Origin of the sequence: Caldivirga sp. MU80 (assembly GCF_001663375.1) — an archaeon.
Classification (GTDB): Archaea; Thermoproteota; Thermoprotei; order Thermoproteales; family Thermocladiaceae; genus Caldivirga.
Window position 1 is genome coordinate 1 of record NZ_LCTF01000006.1, and the last position, 23,126, is coordinate 23,126.

22 protein-coding genes and 2 tRNA genes are annotated in these 23,126 nt (G+C 48.8%); 9 read left to right on the forward strand and 15 right to left on the reverse strand.

Annotation, left to right across the window (positions count from 1 at the left end):
- Both AAX04_RS02575 and AAX04_RS02580 read right to left on the reverse strand, forming a co-directional pair.
- Nucleotides 1-351 (reverse strand): ABC transporter permease (locus AAX04_RS02575; protein ID WP_156519662.1); only part of this gene is annotated, 351 nt, incomplete at its 3' end.
- A 5-nt stretch (nt 352-356) separates the two neighbouring features.
- Entirely contained in the window at nt 357-1,361 is a 1,005-nt protein-coding gene (locus AAX04_RS02580) for an ATP-binding cassette domain-containing protein (protein ID WP_066793556.1), read from the reverse strand.
- A gap of 98 nt (nt 1,362-1,459) precedes the next feature.
- Between AAX04_RS02580 and AAX04_RS02585 the strand changes: the two genes are divergently transcribed.
- Complete coding sequence (locus AAX04_RS02585; RefSeq protein WP_156519663.1) at nt 1,460-2,260, forward strand: glycosyltransferase family 2 protein; 801 nt, start codon at nt 1,460-1,462, stop codon at nt 2,258-2,260.
- 541 nt (nt 2,261-2,801) lie between these two features.
- Here AAX04_RS02585 and AAX04_RS02590 read toward each other — a convergent pair.
- The 3 genes from AAX04_RS02590 to AAX04_RS02600 form a co-directional block, all read right to left on the reverse strand.
- Nucleotides 2,802-2,890, reverse strand: a tRNA-Ser gene (locus AAX04_RS02590).
- A gap of 50 nt (nt 2,891-2,940) precedes the next feature.
- A complete protein-coding gene (locus AAX04_RS02595; protein ID WP_066793561.1) occupies nt 2,941-4,335 on the reverse strand; it encodes an ATP-binding protein in 1,395 nt (464 codons plus the stop codon).
- 38 nt (nt 4,336-4,373) lie between these two features.
- Nucleotides 4,374-4,493: transfer RNA gene (locus AAX04_RS02600), tRNA-Tyr, on the reverse strand.
- 237 nt (nt 4,494-4,730) lie between these two features.
- Between AAX04_RS02600 and AAX04_RS12455 the strand changes: the two genes are divergently transcribed.
- Nucleotides 4,731-5,297, forward strand: a complete 567-nt coding sequence (locus tag AAX04_RS12455) for a DUF2961 domain-containing protein (protein ID WP_066793564.1) — start codon at nt 4,731-4,733, stop codon at nt 5,295-5,297.
- Nucleotides 5,298-5,307: 10 nt separating this feature from the next.
- A complete protein-coding gene (locus AAX04_RS12460) occupies nt 5,308-5,796 on the forward strand; it encodes a DUF2961 domain-containing protein (protein WP_066793569.1) in 489 nt (162 codons plus the stop codon).
- Between the two features lie 21 nt (nt 5,797-5,817).
- Here AAX04_RS12460 and AAX04_RS02615 read toward each other — a convergent pair whose 3' ends face one another.
- From AAX04_RS02615 to AAX04_RS02630, 4 genes are all read right to left on the reverse strand, one after another.
- On the reverse strand, nt 5,818-7,473 hold the full coding sequence (locus AAX04_RS02615) for a (Fe-S)-binding protein (protein WP_066793768.1): 1,656 nt from the start codon (nt 7,471-7,473) through the stop codon (nt 5,818-5,820).
- A 202-nt stretch (nt 7,474-7,675) separates the two neighbouring features.
- Complete coding sequence (locus tag AAX04_RS02620; RefSeq protein ID WP_238377773.1) at nt 7,676-8,590, reverse strand: electron transfer flavoprotein subunit alpha/FixB family protein; 915 nt, start codon at nt 8,588-8,590, stop codon at nt 7,676-7,678.
- A gap of 5 nt (nt 8,591-8,595) precedes the next feature.
- Nucleotides 8,596-9,390, reverse strand: coding sequence for an electron transfer flavoprotein subunit beta/FixA family protein (locus tag AAX04_RS02625; RefSeq protein WP_066793572.1), 795 nt, complete (start codon nt 9,388-9,390; stop codon nt 8,596-8,598).
- Nucleotides 9,391-10,037: 647 nt separating this feature from the next.
- Complete coding sequence (locus AAX04_RS02630; RefSeq protein WP_066793574.1) at nt 10,038-10,535, reverse strand: PaREP1 family protein; 498 nt, start codon at nt 10,533-10,535, stop codon at nt 10,038-10,040.
- A gap of 221 nt (nt 10,536-10,756) precedes the next feature.
- Between AAX04_RS02630 and AAX04_RS02635 the strand changes: the two genes are divergently transcribed.
- Nucleotides 10,757-11,851, forward strand: a complete 1,095-nt coding sequence (locus AAX04_RS02635; RefSeq protein ID WP_066793576.1) for an ATP-binding protein — start codon at nt 10,757-10,759, stop codon at nt 11,849-11,851.
- 162 nt (nt 11,852-12,013) lie between these two features.
- On the opposite strand, the gene AAX04_RS02640 is transcribed toward AAX04_RS02635, so the two are convergent.
- Nucleotides 12,014-12,229: a hypothetical protein gene (locus AAX04_RS02640; RefSeq protein WP_238377774.1), complete on the reverse strand. Its 216-nt coding sequence runs from the start codon at nt 12,227-12,229 to the stop codon at nt 12,014-12,016.
- A gap of 118 nt (nt 12,230-12,347) precedes the next feature.
- On the opposite strand from AAX04_RS02640, the gene AAX04_RS02645 reads away from it, so the two are divergent.
- The 3 genes from AAX04_RS02645 (at nt 12,348) to AAX04_RS02655 (ending at nt 16,308) form a co-directional block, all read left to right on the forward strand.
- Nucleotides 12,348-12,680, forward strand: coding sequence for a hypothetical protein (locus tag AAX04_RS02645; protein WP_066793578.1), 333 nt, complete (start codon nt 12,348-12,350; stop codon nt 12,678-12,680).
- Between the two features lie 361 nt (nt 12,681-13,041).
- Nucleotides 13,042-15,027, forward strand: coding sequence for a 3-hydroxyacyl-CoA dehydrogenase/enoyl-CoA hydratase family protein (locus AAX04_RS02650; protein ID WP_202904413.1), 1,986 nt, complete (start codon nt 13,042-13,044; stop codon nt 15,025-15,027).
- Nucleotides 15,028-15,090: 63 nt separating this feature from the next.
- Nucleotides 15,091-16,308, forward strand: a complete 1,218-nt coding sequence (locus tag AAX04_RS02655) for an acyl-CoA dehydrogenase family protein (RefSeq protein ID WP_066793580.1) — start codon at nt 15,091-15,093, stop codon at nt 16,306-16,308.
- A 75-nt stretch (nt 16,309-16,383) separates the two neighbouring features.
- Here the strand turns inward: AAX04_RS02655 and AAX04_RS02660 are convergent, their stop codons facing one another.
- Nucleotides 16,384-16,974 (reverse strand): DNA-directed RNA polymerase, encoded by a 591-nt coding sequence (locus tag AAX04_RS02660; RefSeq protein ID WP_066793584.1) that lies wholly within the window; start codon nt 16,972-16,974, stop codon nt 16,384-16,386.
- A gap of 113 nt (nt 16,975-17,087) precedes the next feature.
- On the opposite strand from AAX04_RS02660, the gene AAX04_RS02665 reads away from it, so the two are divergent.
- Nucleotides 17,088-18,935 (forward strand): aldehyde ferredoxin oxidoreductase family protein, encoded by a 1,848-nt coding sequence (locus tag AAX04_RS02665; protein WP_066793587.1) that lies wholly within the window; start codon nt 17,088-17,090, stop codon nt 18,933-18,935.
- On the opposite strand, the gene AAX04_RS02670 is transcribed toward AAX04_RS02665, so the two are convergent.
- The 4 genes from AAX04_RS02670 to AAX04_RS02690 form a co-directional block, all read right to left on the reverse strand.
- On the reverse strand, nt 18,909-19,523 hold the full coding sequence (locus tag AAX04_RS02670) for a LysE family transporter (protein ID WP_066793589.1): 615 nt from the start codon (nt 19,521-19,523) through the stop codon (nt 18,909-18,911). The genes AAX04_RS02665 and AAX04_RS02670 overlap by 27 nt on opposite strands.
- A gap of 426 nt (nt 19,524-19,949) precedes the next feature.
- Entirely contained in the window at nt 19,950-21,095 is a 1,146-nt protein-coding gene (locus AAX04_RS02680) for a mandelate racemase/muconate lactonizing enzyme family protein (RefSeq protein ID WP_066793595.1), read from the reverse strand.
- A 6-nt stretch (nt 21,096-21,101) separates the two neighbouring features.
- A complete protein-coding gene (locus AAX04_RS02685) occupies nt 21,102-22,268 on the reverse strand; it encodes a UxaA family hydrolase (protein ID WP_066793776.1) in 1,167 nt (388 codons plus the stop codon).
- Nucleotides 22,269-22,273: 5 nt separating this feature from the next.
- Complete coding sequence (locus AAX04_RS02690) at nt 22,274-22,573, reverse strand: UxaA family hydrolase (protein WP_066793597.1); 300 nt, start codon at nt 22,571-22,573, stop codon at nt 22,274-22,276.
- 149 nt (nt 22,574-22,722) lie between these two features.
- Between AAX04_RS02690 and AAX04_RS02695 the strand changes: the two genes are divergently transcribed.
- Nucleotides 22,723-23,070, forward strand: coding sequence for a hypothetical protein (locus AAX04_RS02695; protein ID WP_066793599.1), 348 nt, complete (start codon nt 22,723-22,725; stop codon nt 23,068-23,070).
- Nucleotides 23,071-23,126: the final 56 nt, after the last annotated feature.

Here is a 23,126-nt window from a genome sequence, read left to right on the forward strand (position 1 = left end):
CTGCATGAAAGCCCTAATGATTGATGCAGAGGATCTACCAAGTACTATGGCAATTCTGGGTGCTGGCGTCGTCAATAATTTCTTTAATATCCCTGATTCCCTCTCCCATACAATTGTTAATCCATAAAATATAGATACAAAGGTGATTGATTGCAGTATCACACCGGGCGTTATAAAGGCTACGTACGGTATACCGCCAGTTGGTAGTGCCCTAACCCTCGCCATAATTGGCCCAAAAACCACTAGCCAAAGTATCGGTTGAACAGCCCTCGTAATCACCTCAGTCATGTTGTACTTGATTCTACGTGCCTCAAGCTCCACAAAGGCAAGGACAGCGTCTACAAAGTACATGAAACTTACCCCCTCTTGATCATCGTTCTTACTATTCTTGCCTCATGTAATCCGCCCTCTTCCATAATTTTACCACCAGCGTACTTAAGGAATGCATCATCAAGTGTGGGCCTGGACATGGAGACCTTTATGATCCTTACACCAGTGTCTTTCAATGACGTAATTATTATTGGTAAAGCTTCTTCGGCGTTATCTACGATTATTCTAACAATATTTCTATCACTTTCGGTATTTACATCATTAATCCTGAGACCATTCATCTCATTAATTACATGAACAGCCCTATCAGCATCATCCACCGTAAGCTCCACCACCTCGCCACCGACGGATTTCCTTAACTCATCAACCGTCCCCTGAGCCACAACCTTACCTCTGTTGAGCATTACCAACCTATCAGCGTACATCTCTACCTCATCCATATAGTGGGAGTTGAAGACTATTGTTACACCTAATTCCTTATTCAACGTCTTTAGCTTATCCCACACATTCTTCCTAGCCGCCGGGTCGAGACCAACCGTTGGTTCATCTAAAAACAACACCTCAGGTTCTATTAAGAGCGCTGTCGCGATTTCGAGTCTCCTAATCATACCTCCAGAGTATGTTCCAACAAGTCTCCTTGATGAGTCAAGTAAATCCATGAATTCGAGGACCTCCCTAATCCTTTCGTTAACTTCATGCCTAGGTATACCGTATATCTTAGCGTATATCAACAAGTTCTCATAACCAGTTAAGTCGGTCCAGACGCTGAATTCCTGCGGCACATAACCAATGACTTTCCTCACTTTATCATCCTCACTAACAACGTTATACCCCAGAACATAGGCTTCCCCAGATGTAGGCTTCAACTGCGTAGTTAATATCCTCATTAATGTTGTCTTCCCTGCACCATTAGGACCTAGTACTGCAAAAACTTCACCGCGATTAACGTTTATCGAGACATCATCGAGGGCCCTAACAGAACCGCCGTAAACCTTTACCAGGTTACGTGTACTTACAGCAATACCAGCCATGCATGGCAGATGAAAGTAACACTTATAAAGCTTTCTTTGTTTCACCATATGAAAGTAAATAATGTAGGCGTGTCTCCTGCAATTACGTGGCGATTCATATGAGGATCAGCGTCGTGGTTATGAGTAACACGGAGACCCGGGTGCACTTCCTTAAGCATGCCATTAAGTCTGTTGTCAATCAGTGTAGGAGACCTGACGAGGTTATCGTAGTCATGTCTTATAGGGACCGTGAAGTTGAGGAGTTAGTTAACCCCCATGGATACGTCATTCACCGTGTCAGCAATAGGGTTGGTCCCATGTGGGCTACTGGTATTAAGGAGTCAACAGGTGATGTTATAGCTTTTCTCGACGATGATGATGAGTGGCTTGCAGGTAAACTGGGCGATGTTGAGAGAGTGTTTAGCACTGTTGATGACCTAGGCTTATATCATAATGCATTTCAATTTATTGACGAGTCAGGTAGGGCGTTAAGCTGCAGCGAGTTGCATCCATATTACTGCTCACTAGTACTCAAGGATAGGGTTATAGTTAAGGGTGGTGTGGATAGGTACCTGAGGTTAAGTTACCTGGATTGGTTAACAGCGGATTACTGGGCCTTGTACTACAATACATCAAGCCTATCCTCTCTTAGGGATCCTTTGATCAAGGACTTGGATGTTGTTGAAAGGACTAACCTGTACTCGGATGCAATGTTTTTCATCATTGCGCTTAGCCAAGGATATGTAATTCTTCATGACACTGTTGTCTTAACTAGGTACAGGATACATACTGGTCAGACATCAAGGCGCATATTAAGTAAGGAGTTCACGGATCTCGTTAACATGGACTATGAATTGTTTAGCTCAGTTATTAGAAGAACACTTGACCATTTTATTAATCCTTCCCACCCTGAGAAGTGAGACCAAAGAAGTGTCGTAAAATCAAGCGGCTCCATAAACCCGTAGGGAATTTAAGAGATATTATCATAGGTACCACGGCCATGAGCAATGATTCGAACTATTTTCGCCCAATTCTCATCAAATGGTTGAGACCATTAATATTAATATCCTTCAATATCACCGCTCCATTAGAGGCTCTATTCTTAAAGCCCCCATAACTACATAGCGGTACATTTGTTAATCATTCTTTACATAATTTCTTGCTATTCTTTAGAATATGTAGGCTATTAAACCTGTGATTCACGTTATTACGAGACCAATCCCAACCCCCTCTAAAGTAGACATTTCCTGCCATGTACGGCATTACAGGAAATACCAGTCTTAAAATCAATTCAAATACCATAGTACATTGCGATGCTAAGGTTCCCTTGCCATAACATGCTTTAATTAACCTCACCCCTTACTCATTACTAATGCTGTTGATGATTTTCACAGTTAATTCGCAATATACTGTAACAAGGTGAACTTAGATTAGAAAGAAGAAATCGCTAGGTTTCATTGCTGGCGCCGGGGCCGGGATTTGAACCCGGGCCCCCTTGCGGGGACGGGATCTCCAGTCCCGCGCCTTAGACCAAGCTCGGCCACCCCGGCTACACCCTTTGCCTCAATTCTACTCATATAAAGTTTTCCTAACGTTACCGCTACGCATGGCTTGGTTTAACAAGGCTTATTGCGCCCCTACTGCATGCATTAACGCATAGGCCACAGCCGATACACTCGCTTGGGTCTATTCTTGGGTAGCCCTGCTCATCAATCTTAATCGCCCTGCACTCCAAGGCTATGCAGTCGCCACATAGGTCACATAAACCCTTATCAACGTTAGCCCTTAACTCACTCCGGGATTCACTCAACTTAACCCACACCCTTCCCCCGCTTAACGCCTCATTAACCAATTGGCAAACCCTACTCAACTCACTACCAGTGCTAACCTCGGTCACATTGACCACCATTGGCGGTGGGCACTCCTCCATGGCGACTATTACGGCGTTGGGGCCTGCATCGTCAAGGGGATCGCATGAGGTGGTGATGGTGAGTCTACTGCCGTACTGGTAGTCGCCAATGCCCATTAAGACGCCGAGTGGGTTTACGTGAGTTGCATCAACGACGTCATTAATGTTCCTGGGCATGAAGTAGGTTGGGTCTGGGTTGTAGTCAGGGCGCATGGCGGTGCCACTGGGCCTAATTAAGTATGGTGACGACACGATGATTGGTACGTTGCCTAGTTTACCATCCCTAATAAGCTTAAGTAGGCAGAACCTAACTGGGGCCGCTGGGTCAATTGGTCCATTGTCTATCAGCCTCCAAGCCTCCCTAACAACCTCCTCGTACCTGACCCTAGAGTCCCTAAACTCAACATTAGGGTTAACAGCCCTAATGAGGTTAACCATGAATGGCCTACCCTCCTCAACAACCCTCACCTTGGCTAATTCATCAACTGGTAGTGGGTTAACGTACAGGCTCCTGGCAGCTGAGTTGTCGGCTTGTAGGTAACCCTCAACGAGCACATCACCCCCCTTCACATGTTCCCTAGCCCTACTTAAGGCGAGCCTAACCCACTCATCACTGCTAACCCACTGTTCAGGTAGTCTCCACCTATCCCTCAACTCCCAATTCCTGTTAAACACGGGCCTCTCGCCAAGAGTCCTTATTCCGCTTACCGCATTGCATAGTTGTCTTGCCAAGACTGGGTTAAGCCTAACCACGTAGGGCTTCTCAATGACCGAGCTGTAGCTGAACGCCTCCCTCAACGCCTCGCCGAGACTATCCTCATCCCAGGGTTCAAGGCAGGGGACGCTGATTGCCCTGCAGATTGGCCTAATGTCCCACAGGTCAACCACGGCCACCACCATAGACCCCCTCACTGAGGATAGGGCCAACTCACCCAGCCAATTCACGAAGCCGTAGGTGTCCAGTATGGTCAGTGAGTCCTGGGCTGTCATTGAGGCACCCTGGGCCACGGCCACCGGGTCATGGGCCGTTGAACCGCAGTTAACCAGCTTACTGACTACTGGCGACCTCTGCCTTATAATCCTCATTAAAGTTGATCAAGGCTTGGTTTTAATAAGGTTGACGCTGGTCGGCCCGCCGGGATTTGAACCCGGGACCCCCCGGTTTCCGACCACGGGGATTTTTTGGTGTTTGTCCCCCGTGGGGCTGACTACAGCCGGGTGCTCTGCCGCTGAGCTACGGGCCGCCTACATCCTCCTCTACCTCATGAGTAATTTTTAAGCTTTTCTGGCGGTGGTGTTGAGACCGCACCCCTTAATGATACTGCTCAGTGATTTAAAGATATAAAGAACCTTTGGGTTTCACATTACGGCAACCCACTCTGGAGCTAGCTCATAGTTATATTGAGGCATTTCTCTTTTTAATAAAATGTGTTTTTAGTAAAATGTGTGAAACTTTTAAGTAAGCGATGCCTCGAATCCACATGCTACTTCAACTACCTAGGTTAAAGGATCCTAAAATAAGAATGAGGTATGTCTCAAGCACGCATGATGTTGATGCTAAGGAATTACTTGGGACTTTACCCAACTGGTACGTTGATCACCTCAGGGAAAAGGGTATACTGAAGAATGAATTCGGCAAGGCATGGCGGGACTACTACACCCTTAAACCTGGAGGCAAGTTAGAAATCTTTAAGGTAGATGAACCTGGAGTAGTAGCAAGCCTCTGGGTGACAATAGCCGCTAAAGATCACCGGTTCCTAAGAAACATTGTAATCAGGGCGTACTGGGATGGTGAAGGCGAACCCAGCGTTGAGTCGCCAATCGGTGACTTCTTTCTACAGGGTCACAGGGTCCATCAATTGGGGACCTTCACTTCAACTCATGGTGCCCCTAATTGGAATGCCTATTCGCTACTGTTAGGTGCTAGCAGTGGTGGCTTTTACAGTTTCCTACCCATGCCGTTTGAAAAAGCCAGGATAGAAATAGAGAACCTAGGTGTAGAGGAGGTTAGTAGTCTTTATTATATTTGGTTACTACACTGGGGTTGATGTTTCCGAAATGGGTAGGCTTCACGCAGTTTGGCGGCGAGAGAGGCAGGTAAAACCAGGTGAATCCTACATGATTTTGAAGGCTAAAGGGCGGGGTCATTACGTTGGTGTTTACATGTATATGAGGGGGCTTAGCCTTAAAAACCCACCAGCCGGTGGTTTGGGCTTCCTTGAGGGGAACGTGAGAATTGAGGTTGATGGTGAGGTTGCCTATCAGGCAACCGGCACTGAAGACTACTTCCTTTCTGGCTGGTACTTCTCTGGTGGCCCTTACACGGCGCCATTCCACGGTTTAATACATAAGAGTGATGAGAACCATGAAATCGCGGCCTACAGGTTCCATATATTGGATCCAATTTCCTTCAGGGAATCGCTAACCGTCACCACCCCACATGGTGAGTGGAATGAGGTTGAGGCTGACTACAGCAGTGTGGCGTATTGGTACCAATTGGAGCCTCACATAAGCTTCTATAGGCTTAGGGAAGAGGATCTTTACTAGCTAATTGTGGGGGAATTTAACTCAAGACCTTAAATGAGCCCTAATCACCTCAGCGATGTCAATGACCTTAACCTTACCCTCAACACCCTTAACTCTGGCTGCATCGTTAAGCATTGCATTGCAGAATGGGCACAGCGTTACTATTGCCTGGGCCCCCGTTTCCATGAGTTGCCCAAGCCTAATGTGGCTTATCCTCCTCTCCTCAGGGACGTCATACCAGTAGTTGGCTCCACCTGCACCGCAGCAGAACGTCTGAGCTCCATGGTATCTAACTTCCCTCAACTTACCAATCCTGCTGATTAAAACCCTCTGCGGCTCAACAACACCATTGTACCTGGCTAGGTAGCAGGGATCGTGGATCGTGAACACGATGTTGCCCATTGACACCTTGACAACACCCTTCTCCACCAATCCCCTTAGGAACTCCACGTGGTGGTAAACCTCCACACCCCTCATCCAGGGGTCAACCTTGGCGTAGTCGTTCTTGAAGGTGTTGTACCCATGGGGGCATATTGTTATTATCCTCCTCACCCCATACTTCCTGAACAGTTCTATATTCCTCAGGGCAATCTCCTGGAACCTACCCTCCTCACCAAGTCTCCTAGCAGGGTCCCCACAGCAAGTCTCCTCATCACCCAGGACGGCTATCTCATCCAGTAGCCCAGCCTCCCTCAAGACCTCGATTAGTGCCTTCACAATCTCCCTAGCCCTACTATCGAAGCTACCCATGCAGCCAACCCAAAGTAGGTACTGGAAGTTTGGATTTTCCTCAACAGTCTTAACCCCCAGCTCCCTCAACCATTCATGCCTACCGTAATTGGGTGTCCCCATTGTGTTCCCGTACTGCGATAGGTTAAGTAGTAGGTTTGACTTCTTCTGGTCAAGCCTACCAAGCTCAACCAGCCTCCTCCTCAGGTCGATTATTATGTCTACGTGCCTAACCCCCACTGGGCAATTGTACGTGCATGCGCCGCATGTGGTGCAGGCCCAAAGCTCATCATCACTAACAACGTCAAGTGGGTTTGAGCCAGGGCCCGTGGTGCCCTTGAGCATGGCTAGCTTCCTAACAAGGACCCTAGGTGACAGTGGCCTACCAGCCACCGTGGCTGGGCACGACTCCTCGCAGGCACCTATCTCAACACATGCATCCAGGCTAAGTGTCTCATACCTATCTAGCTCGCTTAACCTACTAACCCCCATGCTCACCTGGGATGCGTCAACCCTACCCTCAATAACGTCCTTAATGTTGAAGGGCATTCTAATATCATGGAGTGCCCTGTCGAAGTCGGCGTACAGGTTAACCTCGGGTCTTACGTAGAAGATTGCCACAAGCATGTAATCCACGGCGGCTACGGTCAACTTCACGTTCAGGTAAAGCAACCCAGGCAGTATTGAAGTGGCCAGGGTGGTTGCCGTCAACGCTATTACGCCCATTAAAACGCCCTGAAGCCTAATCGACCTACCCCTAAACTCACCGCTAACGTTAAGCTTCCCGTGAACCCTAAGGGACCTGGCCAGGACCTGAACCCTCCACGCAAAGGCGCCAATGAGACCCACTATTAATGGCGACGCTACCCCGAACATGATGTAGTGGGCTAGTTGGCTCCGGTAAACCCAGGGGTATATTAACGTGTAGAGTATTGACAAGGATACTGCGCCTAGGATGGCTAGGTGCATAGCCCCAACAACGCTCTTCCTAATGCTCTTAACCTCATGCGTAATAAACCTAGTGAACCTATTCACGCTTATTGGCGCACCACTACCTAAGGCCTCCTTAACTAGCCTAGTGATTATCAACACTATTAAACCGACGTTGGCTGCGTATAGGATGTATGCCAATAACAACCCTTGGTTAATCACCCTTAAGCACCTCTGCAATTCACCTCTTCAAAATGTCCCTCAGCCTCCTGGTTAAGACCGGGATGAAGCTGTAGAGGTCCTCCACAACACCGTAGTCGCAGTTCCTGAAGAAGGGGGCATTTGGGTCGTTGTTAATGACCACCACGGTCCTGGATTCCATCATGCCTGCAAGGTGCTGAGGCTGTCCGCTTATGCCAATGGCTATGTATAACCTTGGCCTAACCCTACGTCCACTTAACCCAATCCAATGATCCTCACTAAGCCACTTAAGGTCAGCGGCTATGGGCCTTGAGCAACCCACCTCAGCCCCCAGGACCTCGGCGAGCTCGAAGGCTAGTTTCAAATCCTCCCGTCTCCTAAACCCCCTACCAACGGCCACTATGAGCTCGGCATCCTCAATCCTAACCCCACCCTTAGCCTTACCCTCCGTTGAAACGACTTTAACCACATTAACCACCCTAGGCTGGAGTGGCTCAATTGATGCGTTGACAGGGTTCTCACTTGGCTTAAACCTGGCGGGCGGTGCCATTAGTAATACCCTACCGGTCACCTTAACCGTAACCTGCGCCCTATTACCAAAACTGTTTAACACCACCTCAAGTTCATTGTCAATTGGCTTAACATCTATCACGTCAGTTAGGAGGGGTGCCGATAACCTCTGCGCAGCCATGGGCACAGCCGTCCTGTAAAACCTATTCACAGGCGTGATGATGATGGAGTAGCTCCCCCTATTGACTAGGTCTGTCAGGGTTTCGGAGAATGAATATTCATCGATGCCGGTGGTTAATTGGTAAACCCTGGATACGCCATACCTACCCAACTGCACCACATCACCCTGCCCAGTGAGTAGGTAATGCACATCCTGCCCCCTAAACCTCTGCGCCAGGCCCACTAGGCCAATGTCGCCTATGGAGCCAACCACGAGCACCCCCATGGCCATCACCTAGGTGTCAAAAGCCCCTCCTGGATTAAAGCCTGCACAAGCCTATCCGCTTTCTCGTCAACAGTCCCCTCCCTGATTACCACACCCCTCCTCTTAACCTGCATTGGCACCGCTGACTCAACCTTAATAGTAGGCTTCAATGTTAAGCCTAGGTCGGCTAGGGTTAGCTTACCTATGGGCTTCCTCACGGCTGCCCTAATCTGGAGTAGTGTCGGTATCCTGGGTGTGTTAATCTCCCTCGTAACAGTGACTAGGGCTGGTAGGGGGGTTTCCACAGTTTGCACAGCATCCTCAAGGTCCCTCTTAGCCACAACCCTACTGCCCTCAATCCTCAACTCCCTAACGTAGGTGACCACGGGTATGCCTAACTCAGCCGCAACCCTGGGGCCAACCTGCCCAGTGTAGCCATCCACAGTGGCCTCACCTGCAATGACAAGGTCGTATTTGCCCAACCGCCTTATGATGGATGCTATCACCTTAGCTGTCACCGACTGGTCACTGCCGATTAAGGCTTCATCAGCCACTAGGTACGCGTCGTCAGCCCCCATTGCCAACACCTCCCTAAGGAGCCCCTCAGCCTCCTGCAACCTCCTCTGAATGGGACCATACTTAAGGATCGAGACCACGTGAACTAAGCCACCAACCCTCTCCCTAACCCTAACAGCCTCCTCAACGGCATTCCTATCAATGTCACTCACCTTAAGCGGCGTCGACTCAACGTCAACCTTACCCTCACTAACCCTCAACTGCCCAGTATCCAGAGCCAGCTTTACAAGAACCACCACATCCATACGGCGTGGCCATATTGCATATTTTTAAATATAACCTATTATATAATGTATGTATATCACCACCATATTATATATTTATCCATAAAGTATACCGGTAACATCAATGAGGAGACCATTCTAAATTTAAACACTATAAAGACTAGCCAATCAACTACTCATCAATGCAATCAACCCCACAGTCATCCTCAGTCTCATTCTTAAAGGCCATGGTGTTAGGTAGTATATTGTTTTGAATGATGCTACCTAACACCTAATTTCGTAGGGTATGTTGCATATTCCCTGGAATTCATGCTGGGGCCTTAGTGTGAGCAGGGAATGTGTTAAGTGCTTATCATTCCGCGCTAAATTATTGAGGTGTTAGGTAGCATCATTCAAAACAATATACTACCTAACACCTTAATAGAAGGCTAAGAAGCTAGCCTACCCTCTTAAACTAAGAAACATCAACCTAAAACCTCACCGTCTCTCTGGAGGCGGCGAGCCTTGTCGTTAATTTTATTAATTTGGTGCAGGTGTCTCGAAGCGATGCTGCCTTAACTGTGAATACACCCATTGTTATTACTAAATTACCTTCTTACTGCTAAATTATTCCTTGAGTGTAGTGAATTAATTTATTTTTGCCATAAAGCCCGTTTCATGCGGCGCCATTATGCCTGGCTTAGGCGTTTTACCCACTCGATTGTCTTCTCGGCCAGGTACTTTACGTCCTTCTCCACATCGTTTAGGTTCGTGTATCGGCTCACTATGCCCTCTGGGTCTAGGCCGTTGTATTGGAATTCGTGTAGGTTTAATGCCATGTCTGTTAGGTGAATTAATTCCTTACCGTAAACTTCCTCAAGCATCGACGCCACTTCCCTTAGCCTAGTGGTTGGCATTAGTGCTATTATGAGGTCTGCCCTAGACCTAACCTTACCAGTCCTATCCCTAACCATGCCCGTATAATGCCTAGCGATTAATTCCCTGTTCTTCGCCGCGGCAGCCGATATCATGGCCTTCCAGGCTTGAAAGACTTTCCCCGAGGCATTCCTATGAAGACCTTGATCAAGGAATTTGAGGGCTAGCTCCGCCTCCTGCACAGCCTCCTCAAGCCTAAGCTTTATGTACTGTGAGGTGTCCAGCCATGGAGGTGTATGGGTTAGAGCCACGTACCTCAATCATCATGGGGAGTTTTAAATCTTAGAGGCGCCTTTAGGAGTTGTTCATTAACAATCCCATAAATCCAAGCAAAGAAATAGAGAAACCACCTAGCTCAAGAGAGCCCAATCTCCAAAATAGAGCAGGGTTGGTTCTTTTATATCTTAGGCTTGACTGGTATGGGAGTGAGTTTATTAACAGGGGTGTTAATAATTAACAGGGGTGTGAATTAATGCTCTTCGATCCGGGTCCGAAGGAGAGTAGGGCTGATTTGTTTGGAAGGGATGAGGAGTTAGGTGAGGTGGATCGTTTCCTTAAGGGTCCATCTAGGTTGTTGGTGATTTACGGCATTAGGCGTATTGGCAAAACCTCAGTGCTTAAGGCTGCCCTCAATGAGTCTGACATTCCATACTGCTACATTGATGCTAAGGGTCTTGAAGGTGATTTATCGGTTAGAAGGCTGTATGGGTTAATTTCTAGGTGTTTGGGTGAGGTTGGGGTTAGGTTTAGGCTTGAGGGTGTTTTGCGTAGGGTTGCTAGGTCTTTGCGTGGTGTTCATGTTTTTGGTAGTGGTGTTGATTTCTCCATTGATGTTGAGTGGAATAGAGTCCATCTAACCGATCTGCTAGGTAAGATTTCGGATAATGTGGATAAGTTCGTTCTAGCTATTGATGAGGCTCAGTGGCTTAGGTTACTTAGGGGCCATGGTAAGGTGAACATGGCTCTCGTGCTAGCCTACGTCTATGATAACCTAAGCAACATAAAGGTCATCTTAACTGGTTCCGAGGTTGGTCTCCTCCACGATTTCATAGGCTTTAATAACCCAAGGTCACCGTTGTACGGTAGGGTTATGGATGAGTTAACCCTCAAGCCCTTCGATAGGAACAGGTCCATGGAGTTTTTGAGACTTGGCTTTAGGCAGTGCGGTGTTGATGTTGGTGAGGATGAGATCGCAGAAGTTGTTGATAGGCTTGACGGTGTTGTTGGTTGGCTAACGTACTACGGCTACATGAGAGCCATCAAGGGCGTTAAACCAGTGGAGATCTACAACGAGGCCCTTGCACTAATCGATAATGAGTTGAAATCCCTCCTGGGCAGATCTAGGTATTACGAACTCATCCTCGAGGCCCTCGCCAGAGGTAGGTCCAGGTTTAGTGAGGTTAGGGATTACGTCTCCACTAGGCTTGGTAGGTATGTTCAACCCACGGAGGTGAGTAGATCCCTAAACAACCTGGTTAAGCTCGGCGTGGTAAGGAGAAGTAGCCATGGTGTCTACGAGGTAGTGGACCCCATGGTTAAGGCTATGTTTGGCCAACAGGTTAAGTAGCCAACCGCCATACATGGCTTAAAGTTCCTAGCAGTGAATACGCCATCCCATGCATGAATTACCCCATCAGCTTAACCATACTGGGATTTGGCTGCCTAGTAGAGGAGGAGTCTCCTCCCCCTAAGCCTACCGGTAACCGGATCCATCTTAAGCTTAAGGACCTCAAGCGTTGTCACGCCTACGAGGACCTTTTATCAATATATCAAAGATCACCACGGGTACGATCTCAGACTTACCCTCAACATCAATAAATGCTCTGGATCCATCAACCTCAACTACCCCTACACCAGTCTCAACCACCGTTAAAGTTGCTTCAGTGTCCATAAGAGCCTTAACCTCAATAACCCTTGACGCATCCTCACTACCTACCCTTGCCATTACCTAAACGTAACCCATCAGGTATAGGTGAGTCTCCACCTTTTTAAAGTGGAGGTAATGTTAGGCAATAGGTGCAGTGGGTATGGTTTATAGGCTCAGCGGCTCGCCTTAATGCGTAATGCCGGTATACTCATGGACATTAAGGACCTATGAAGTAGGCAAGGGTCTGCTTAAACTACCTAACGTCAAGGAGAGCCCACTCTACATTAAGCTTGGTGATAACATATGGAGGAGGGCTAGGAGGGAACTCGACGTATACACAGGTAATGTGCCTAGCCACCCAGGCCAACACACATACTGCCCTAGGTGCAGCGCGGTGCTTATCAAGAGGTCTGGGGATAGGGTCATTGACGTTAGGTTTAATGGTTTAAAGTGCCCCAGGTGCGGCTATGAGGTTAAGATAAGGGGCTTCATAGGCAAGTACGGTAACCTGTACAGAAGATTCATCTGAAAACAGTGAATGTTAACTCCCCTGAAATACCAGTTACAATTCCTCTATCAAGTACTATGTTACCACCAGTATCGTTAAATTGGTTATAACCCCTTCCCCACCCTGTAAGGTGGGGTTTTTCACCGTGGGAGTCTTGGTTGTTGCCCTCTTTGGGGCTACTGAATACCCTGCCTAGTGTTAGTTATAAAATCCACTGCCAATTAAACCTACACAGTGGGGTAACTCAGCCATAAAGAGCGAGATTTATTGTTTGTTTTATCACCGGTTCAAATGGTTCGTATTAATTCGTGGTGGTATGTAATGTAGGTGGGCTATAGTCTCTGTAATGTTTAAATAGCTATAAAGCTGTAGTTACCCACCCATGAGTGTTTCCATTAGGAGGGTTGCGGTGTTGGGCGCGGGTACCATGGGTCATGGGATTGCTGAGGTCTTTGCGATGGCTGGTTTTGAGGTTAGGCTCATGGACATATCCGATGAGATACTTAAGAATGCGCTTAGTAGAATTAGGGATAGCCTTGAACGGTTGGGTAAGAGGGGTGAGTTGAGGGAGGGTGTCAACTCCATAATGGCTAGGGTAACCACGACAACTAACCTAGCCGCGGCAGTTAGTGATGTTGATCTGCTTGTTGAGGCCGTTCCGGAGAATGCGGAGTTGAAGAGGAGGGTTTTTAGGGAGGCTGATGAGCATGCCCCACCCCACGCCATATTCGCCTCAAACACGAGCACAATACCCATAACCGAACTCTCTGAGGCTACCAATAGGGAGAGTAGGTTCATTGGCATGCACTTCATGAATCCACCACCGTTGATGAAGCTTGTCGAGGTGGTGAGGGGTAGGTACACCAGCGATGAGACGGTTAACACCGTGGTTCAACTTGTTAAGGCTCTTGGCAAGGAACCAGTGGTTGTTAGTAGGGATGTGCCCGGCTTCATAGTTAACAGGGTCCTATTCAGGGTAATCCTCGAGGCCTGTAGGGAGGTGAACCAGGAGGGTGTTAAGGTTGTTGACTTGGATGCCATGGCTAGGAACGTGCTCGGCCTACCCATGGGCCCCTTCGAGCTCCTCGACTACATAGGCCTAGACACAAGCCTATTCATAGTTAAGTCAATGATTGAGAGGGGGTTTAAGGCGCACCCATGCCCATTATTAGAGGACCTTGTTAACAGGGGAAGGCTTGGCGTTAAGTCGGCTGAGGGCTTCTATAAGTACCCTGCCCCAGGGCAGTACTCAAGGCCAAGGATGATGCCGGACCAGGGCCTTGACCTGGACCCAGTTAGGCTAATGGCGCCAGCCATTAACGAGTTGGCTTGGTTAATTAGGGAGGGTGTTGCCACGGTGGATGATGTGGATAAGGCGGTGAAGCTGGGTCTCAACTACCCATGGGGCCTATCGGACTTCGCCGATGAGGCAGGTATTGATAACATTGTCGACGCCTTAAACAACCTTAGGGAGGTCAGTGGTTGGGGTGAGTATGAACCTGACCAGTTGCTTTTAGACTATGTTAAGTCGGGTAGGTTGGGTAGGAGGGTTGGGAGGGGGTTTAGGGATTACCCTGAGGTTGAGGAGAGGAGGCTTGAGGAAATTGTCCTAAGGATTGACCCACCGGCAGCCTGGATTGTGCTCAATAAGCCTGACAAGCTCAACACGCTAACACCCAGGATGGCTGATGAAATAGTGAACGCCCTTAGGACCGTTGAGGAGGATCCGAGGGTTAGGGTCGTGGTCATAACAGGTAGTGGCAGGGCCTTCTCCGCCGGTGCTGACGTGAACCAGTTCCGTGGTGCATCACCAATGCAGATGTTCAAGGCGATGAGGCATTACCATTCCATGACCCTGGAGATCGAGTACTACACTAAACCCGTGATAGCGGCGTTAAACGGCTACACCCTAGGTGGTGGCCTGGAGTTGGCCATGGCCTGCGACCTCAGGATAGCCTCAGATGATGTAGTAATTGGGCAACCCGAGGTTAACCTAGGCCTAATACCGGGCGCTGGGGGTACGCAGAGGTTGACTAGGTTAGCCGGCCCAGGCGTCAGCAAGGAGATGATACTGATGGGTATTCAGATAGGCGCCAGGAGGGCCCTTGAGTATGGGGTTGTTAATAGGGTTGTACCTAGGCACACCCTTGAGTATGAGGTTAGGAGGTGGGTCAATGAACTGGCCTCTAAGCCGCCGCTGGCGCTTATGTTGGCTAAGTACGCCATTAACTACGGCGCCGAGTCACCCATATGGAGCGCCCTTAATAATGAGGCATCACTGTTCGGGGTAGCTATATCCACTAAGGATGCTCAGGAGGGTGTAGGGGCATTCCTGGAGAAGAGGAGGCCCAGGTTTACGGGGGAGTAGCTGCATGCTATCCACGTCGCCGTGGGCTACTATACTTTTATTACCCAATCCGGCTAGCCTACAATGGACTTCGAGTTGAGTAGGGAGGAGGCCCTGTTTAGGGATTCGGTCAGGGAGGTTGGTGAGCGTTACGTTAAGCCGCATTGGGTTGAGTTGGATGAGGGTAAGTACCCTATACTTGAGGTTGCCTCTAAGCTGGCTGAGCATGGCTTGGTTGGGTTAACCCTAAGCTCAAGGTATGGCGGCCCAGATGGAACATTCCTAATGGCCTCCATAGCCGCCGAGGAGTTGGCATACGCAGACCCAAGCCTAGCAGTACCAGTCTACTTCCTCCTGGAGGCTGCGTGGCCATTCATAGTGCAGAGGTACGCCAGGGAAAGCGTCAAGGAGGAGGTTCTACCGAGACTTACAACGGGGGAGGCTTGGGTAGGCATAGCCTCCACGGAACCCCAGGGGGGTAGTGATGTGGCTGGTGAGAGGACTGAGGCTAGGCTTGTGGATGGTAGGTGGTTATTGACTGGTGAGAAGAACATGGTGACTGGCGTATCAATAGCCCTCGCCTTACCCTACGGTGGGGGCTTCGTAACCGTGACCAGGACTGGGCCTGTTGAGGCTAAGCATAGGTCAATAACAACGATGCTGTTCATGGTTAAGAGGAATGGAACGGTGAATACGGGCTTTGAGACTAGGGATTATGAGGAGTGGGGTAGGAGGGGCATACCCACCAGTTACCTGAGGCTTAACAACGCCCCAGTCGACCCAGACTTCGTCCTGGGCGATGTTAATGGAGGCTTCAAGGTGGTCATGGAGGGCTTCAATGTAGCCAGGATACTAATCGGCGCAGCGGCCATTGGGGCCGCACGTTGGATGCTTGAGCAGAGTAGAGAGTGGATTAGGGGTAGGGTAGTGTTCGGTAAACCAATATCCTCATACCAGTCAGTCAGCTTTAAGTACGCCGAACTAAGCGCTAGACTTGAGGCCGCTAGGCTGATGGTCTACAAGGCAGCCTGGCTGGTGGACAGGTTCTATAGGGGTGAGGGCTCGGTCTCAATAATGGATGTAGCCAATGCAAGCGCCATGGCCAAGATGCTTACCGTGGAGTTAGCAGTGGAGACTGGTCTCGAGGCGGTGAAGTGGTTCGGTGGTGTCAGCTACTTCAAGGAGACTCCGGTAATGAGGGCACTACTTGGGGTGTTGAGCTACTATGTCGGCGCTGAGGGTACCCAAAACATAATGAGGCTTATAGTGGCTAGGAGCCTGCTGGGTAGGGAGGTTGAGTAGCCTGTGAAAACCGTGTTTGAATTTTAAAGATAAGGAGCATTTAATTGTGCAATGCATTGATAACGCATCACAGCCTTACTGCTGCCCCGGCTTAGCCTGGGGCTTCTTCTTAGCCTTAAGTGACTCCTCAATCCACTCCAACTTACCTAGGAAGGGCTGCCTCATCGTCATTGACACGTTTAACCTGACCCCATTGGCCGTGGACACGTAGCTAACGCCGACTATCCTAGCCCTAACCACATCTCCCCTCCCAACCCTCTTCTGCCTATTCTTCTCACCCATGAAGACACCACTCTGCCTATCGAAAAGGACAACGTTCTCATCCATAACCTGCGACCTATGCACAAAAGCCGTTAAGGCCCCAACCCTGACATGTGCTCCATACTCCTTAACATCAACCACATCACCCTCAACCACCTCGTTGATCAGTGGCACGAAGACTAACGCCTTGAAGGAGACCTTGTGGTATGTTGCCCCATCACCATACACTATCACGCCCCTCTTATCAACCTTAATATCAAACACAGTTATGAAGACGCCCAGCTCCCTATCCACCCTACCCTCATAACTGGTCCTCAACTGATCGTAGGCTATCTTCTCAATGGGTTCACTGAAGGCCGACGGGGGAACCCTAATGTAGTCCTCAACGGTAATTACCCTAAACACACCCCTACATTTATTAAGCTTATTTAAACCTTGCACCCTAAGCCGTGATGGGCGTAAAGGCTAATCGCCATCCCAGAAACATTTATTAACCAAATAGCTGCCCACCTAGCTTCATGTTCAGCTATACAGGTAAGATAGCCAGGGTTAACTTAACCACGGGTAAAGTTACCATTGAGGAAACCCCCAACTGGCTAATAAACCTCTTCATAGGGGGTAAGGGGTTCGTCTACGGCATATTGTCAAGGGAGGTTAAGCCGGGGACAAATCCACTGTCAAGTGAAAACAAGATAGTTGTGGCTGCAGGCGCATTAGCCGGTCTAGCCCCAGCTTCAGCAAAGACCATTGTAGGTGCGGTGAGTCCGTTAAGCGGGTTAATCCACGATACGAGCGTTGGTGAGTGGTTCTCATACATGCTTAGGGGTGCTGGTTTTGATGCATTGATAATCGAGGGTGCGTCAAGTAGCCCAGTTTACCTGTGGGTTAACAAGGGTAGGGTTGAGGTTAGGGATGCCTCCAGGATCTGGGGCATGACAACCAGGGAGGCAACTAAGACCGTTAGGGAGGAGACTAATAGGGCAGCCTCAGTCATGGTGATTGGGCCGGCGGGGGAGAACCTGGTTAAGATATCCAACATAATGGTTGAGGGTGAGAGGGCTGGTGGAAGGGGTGGACTTGGGGCTGTGTTCGGCAGTAAGAAGCTTAAGGCCATTGCTGCTCACGGCGTGCCTGACATTAAGGTAGCCGACCCAAGGGGCTTCCTAGATGCGGCGCTAGAGATATACAGGAGGTTCCAGACCTCACCCAATACCTCCGAGTCCAGGGAGTTTGGCACAACCAATGGCCTAATGTACAGTGGCTCAATAGGCACATCACCAGCCTTCAACTACGGCAGGCCTAAGCTTGAGGAGGATTTAGCCCGCAGGTTAAGTGGGGCACACTTCAAGGAGCTTGGACTTGAGGTTAATTTCCCCCAGAAGCCCATTAAGATCGTTGGGGCCCTATGCCCAATCAAATGTTCAAGGTGGTTTAGGGTACCTGGGGAGGAGGACTTCATCAAGCCTGAGTACGAGACGTTAGGCCTAATAGGCTCAGCCACCGGAGTCTTCGATGAGAGGTACTTCCTTAAGGCTAATAGGCTCGCCAATGACCTAGGGCTAGATGCGATAGGGGTTGGCAACGTGATTGGGTGGGCAATGGAGCTCTACGAGAAGGGCCTCATAACTAAGCAGGATACCGAAGGCTTAGAGTTGAGGTTCGGTAATGGAGAGGCCCTGGTTAAGATGATTGAGGACATAGCCTACCAGAGGGGACTTGGCAAGGTGCTGGCCCAGGGCGTCGCCGATGCAGCCGAGATCCTCAGCAAGGGGGCTGAGTACGCCGTTCACTTCAAGAAGATAGCCCTACCTGCATGGTACCCGAATGGCCCATTAAGGGGCCTTGTAATATCCTACCTAACGGCTGATGTTGGGGGTAGCCACCTGAGGGGTTGGCCGCAGATGCATGACCCAGATACCCCACTTAAGGATACTGTCGAGTCAATGATTAGGGATAGGGATAGGAAGGTGGCAATGGATTCACTGGGCCTATGTGTGTTCAACCCATACTCAGTGGATGACATGGTTAAGTTGTATAACCTGGCCACGGGTAAGAACATTGATGGCAATTACCTCTTAAGGGTTAGCACCAGGATTGACACAATAGCTAGGATATGGCACATACTCCTCGGTTACATTGACGTTTGGAGCCAAGTCCCGAGGAAGATGATTGTTGATGAGCAGGGTCCGAGGTTCAAGAGGGAAGAGATTGAGGAGGCTGTTAAGGAATTCTACAGGTTAAGGGGCTGGAACCCTGAAACTGGGCTGCCAAGCCACGAATACCTGAGGGACCTAGGGCTTGATTGGATGATTCCGTATAGGGATGAGGCTGAGAGAGTGCTAAGGCAGCACGGTATTGGTAAGTAAGTTTAAACTCATGTAAATGAAGTAGGCCGCAAAACCCATTATTGCAATGGTTGATGCCAAGTTAACGGCGTACTCATACTTACCCCCAAGGTACCTCTTACCTGCATGTATAGCCAGTGGGTACGTTAATATCCAGGACAGTATCCCCGTGAATAAACCGGCAACGCTCATGAGACCCATTATTGACATTAGTGTTAAACCCGCCGACAACCACCAACTAACTTGGTAGGGGTTGGTTAAACCTAAGGCATAGCCCTTAGCATAATTCTTAAGTAATCCACCCAAGCCACTAATCCTGTTGACACGTGTATTAGTCCTTGGCTTGAGCATTAATAGGGCTAGGTAAACCATGACCCCACCACCTATGAAGTACATGTACCTTGAGTAAGGCTTAATTAGTTGGTATAGGAAGTAGGTGATTACCATTAATGTAGCATCTGCGGACATAGCCCCAGCCCCAACGGCAGTACCATGTATAGGTGACTTCAATGCCTCCGAGGCTATTAGGGCGTTCATTGGGCCTGGTGGTACAGCCAATGATAGGCCGAGGACTAGGCCAAGGGCGTAGTCATATGTTGCATTAATCATCAACGTTGGGGCTGTTTCGGTTTTTATAATCTTTTGTAGTGTTTATTTTTCGTTGATGGTTAATCTCCAGTTAGGTTTTTAACCTAACCTTAGCGCCTTTATTAGTGCCCCTGGGGTCCCGAGATCCGCAGAGGCTGGGAGCCGCGGGTGACCGTTGGGGAGCTGCTGCGGTGAGCGGCCCCAGGGAGACCGTCGAGAAGGAGACGGTGGAGATATCAAGTCTCTACCGTCTCCGGAGAGACGGTAGGTGGTGGAATTTAAGCGTTAGTGTTCAAGATCACTAAACCGTTCCTCAGTAGTTCATGGGCTCCCCGCCATCTACTTCTCAACGGCTGTTTTTGCGGATGCCGCCCCTGTGTTGTGGGAATGTTACTTTGACTGGGTAGGTGTTTAGTAATGATGTTGAGGTTTTTAACACCGGTAGGATTAGTGGAAGATCAGCGGTGTGTATTTCCTCTCGTACGGGTACTTGCCCAGCATTTCCTCCCTTATACCGAGGCCCACGCCTTCCTTCTTTACAAGGTTTGTTATGTCTATTTCTCCATTTTTCACGGTGATTTCCTCATCATAGATTTCATTAATCCATACTAATGGCCACTCCACAAGGGCTATGCCATCGATTACGGAGGCAACGTGTAGTGTGTACGTGTGGGTTAGTATTGATTTATGGGGTCTATGGTGTGGTGCCGCGGGTCTCCCCAATTCATTGATTGCCTTAATAATCTCAATAAACCTAGTTAACCCACCAACCTTCGATATGTCAGGTTGGACATAGGCAAGGCCTAACCTAGCTAATTCCTTAAACCTATTCACGTAGTACTCATTCTCCCCAGCAGCTATGGGTACTGGTGATTTATCAGCGACTATACCAAGTAGCTCATAGTCATTTGGGGGCCATGTTGGTTCCTCAACCCAGTATGGTTCATACCTATGCACCTTACTTAAGAAATCAAGCGCCCTTTGGGGGTCATTGAATGCTGCATTTATGTCTAAGGCAACCTTTAAGTCATAACCAAACCTCTCTCTAACAGCCCTAATGGCATCGATTGCGTCGTCCGGGTGTTGGTGCAACTTGACCATTGTGAAGCCGCTATCCAATGCCTTACCCACAGCCCTAATAACATAATCCACGCTTGAGTACCTTGGGAAGCTCGCGTAGACAGGAACTTTATCCCTAACCCTGGCGCCAAGCAATTCACTAATTGATTTGCCCAAGTACTTACCCAAGGCATCCCACAGCGCCATCTCAAAGCCACCAATGGCTCCAGTAATGACGCCGCAAAGGCCACCTGTGAACAACAGCTTCTCGAGCCCATTAACAAGCCTTTCAATATCATTAATGCCATTGACCCCCTCATTGATTACTGCCGGCGCTATTACATCATTAATCACCCCTATATAGGCGTCAACTATGCCGCTACCGTAAACCAGCACCTCACCCCAACCAGCAACGTCACCAAGGGAAACCTTCACATAGAGTTGCACACCCCAGGAATCCCTGAATACCGTGGGTGGATCATCAACGTAAGGTATGGAAATGGGTATGGATTTTACATCCCTAATAATGGGCATTTTTAATCACGCACTTATGTAAAGCTTTATTGGCGAGAATTCATCGTGTTGAAGAACTTCAGCCGCGGTTAACCTACCATTCATGACCCTCAGGGCGTAGTTGAAGATCCTCTCACCAGCCTCAGTTAGGCTAACCTTAAGCTCCAGTAGATCTGAAACATCAACATCAATGTGCTCGCTCATCGCCTTAATGGTCTTGGGGTTGGCGGAAATTTTGATGACTGGTATTACTGGGTGACCCACTAGGTTTCCCTGGCCCGTGGTGAAGAAGTGCAGCACAGATCCCTTAGCGGCGAATAGCGTAATAGCCTCAGCTGCCGCTGATGAGGTGTTCACGAAGCATAATCCTGCATTCCTTGGCACAGGATCTAGGTAATCGGCTACGCAGGTTATTGGCCTTGTGCCCAGCTTCTGGATGTTGCCGAGGGCCTTCTCCTCTATTGTCGACAACCCACCCTTGATGTTGCCCTCCGTGGGTTGTGAACCGAGTAGATCAACCCCTTCACTCTCAATTATGCTAACGTACTCGTTGTATATCCTCATGAACTTGTTCCTCAATGCCGGATCGCTTATGCGACCTGCCACAATATCCTCACCGCCTGTTAACTCAGATGTTTCACCAAACATGACCGTGTTACCTAGGTCAACCAACTTATCCACTGTGTAGCCTAATGCAGGGTTTGAGGCTAGGCCTGATGTGGTATCTGACTCACCGCACTTAATACTGAACTGGATTCCGGTTAAATCAACCTCGGTTCTCTGAACCTCACTGGCCTCTTGGACTAGCTCCTTAGCCTTCCTGGAGGCCATTTCAATGGTCCTCAAGTCACCGTTACCCTCAATGCCGAATACGTAAACCGGCTTACCCGTCTTAGCTATGCCATCAGCCACCTTATTAGCCCAATTATCCTCAATGCCAATCACTATTGCACCGTAGACGTTTGGATTGGCGCCAGTGCCGGATAATATGTGAAAGAGCAAGTTTAGGTCTCTGCCGAACTGTAGCCTACCGTAGGGGTGTGGTATAGCCACGGTACCCCTGATTAACTTGGCAGCTCCTAACGCCGCTGTGTTAGAAAGGTCATCCACTGGGATAATCACTACGTGGTTTCTAATCCCAACACTACCATCTGGCCTAACGTAAGCCTTAATTGTTGGGTACTTGCCTGCCATGCCAATCACCTCCTCGCCAAGTTACCCCACTTTATGGATTTAACATTATGAATATGTACATGCTCCCCAACCTTAATATCCCTAGTGGCTACCCCAATAACCCTACCGTACTTAATGACACTCTCCCCAGCCTTAATGTCCCTTAACGCTATCTTATGGCCTAGTGGTATGTCCTCAAGCGCCTTAATGACAGGCCCCATAGACCTATCCTCTATATAAACCCCCTGAGCCTCATCCCCAGCCCTTATATCCTCAATAGCCACACCCACGTTATCCTCCCTATTATGTATGGCGAACCTGGGCATATTAGGTGTGCCGGCCTTGGAGTTTTATACTTTTCCGTATACTTAAAAACACGTTAATCATGACTGTGCATAATGCCAAGTGAGCAACATTGCACCTAGTGATTATTAGCACAACGTTTAAATACCTATACATTAGATATTAACCTAATATGCCTCCGAATCAACCAATAGGCGAAAAGGAGCCATTCTACTTCAAATCATTCAATAATGTAATCGGCATTGCGCATAACGTCACCGAACTTGAGGCAGAGTTAGCAAGGTTAATTAACGTTGATAAGGAGGCCGTGAAATACCATTTAAGGGAGGGTCACATAGTCCAGTGGTTAAGGTATATCGGGGAGGGTGAACTAGCCGAGAGACTAACCAACGTAACCGAACCCGAACAGGCACTCCAAATTGTGAGGGATTATCTAAGCGGTAAAGGTAGGAACGAGATGAGGGGTGGTAGGAGGGGTCAAGGCCCTAGGCGCCATCACAGGCATGCAAAACCCTACTAACCTTAAAGTGTGGTGCAGTTCGGCTCGAATAGAATTAAATAGTTAAATAAGACTAC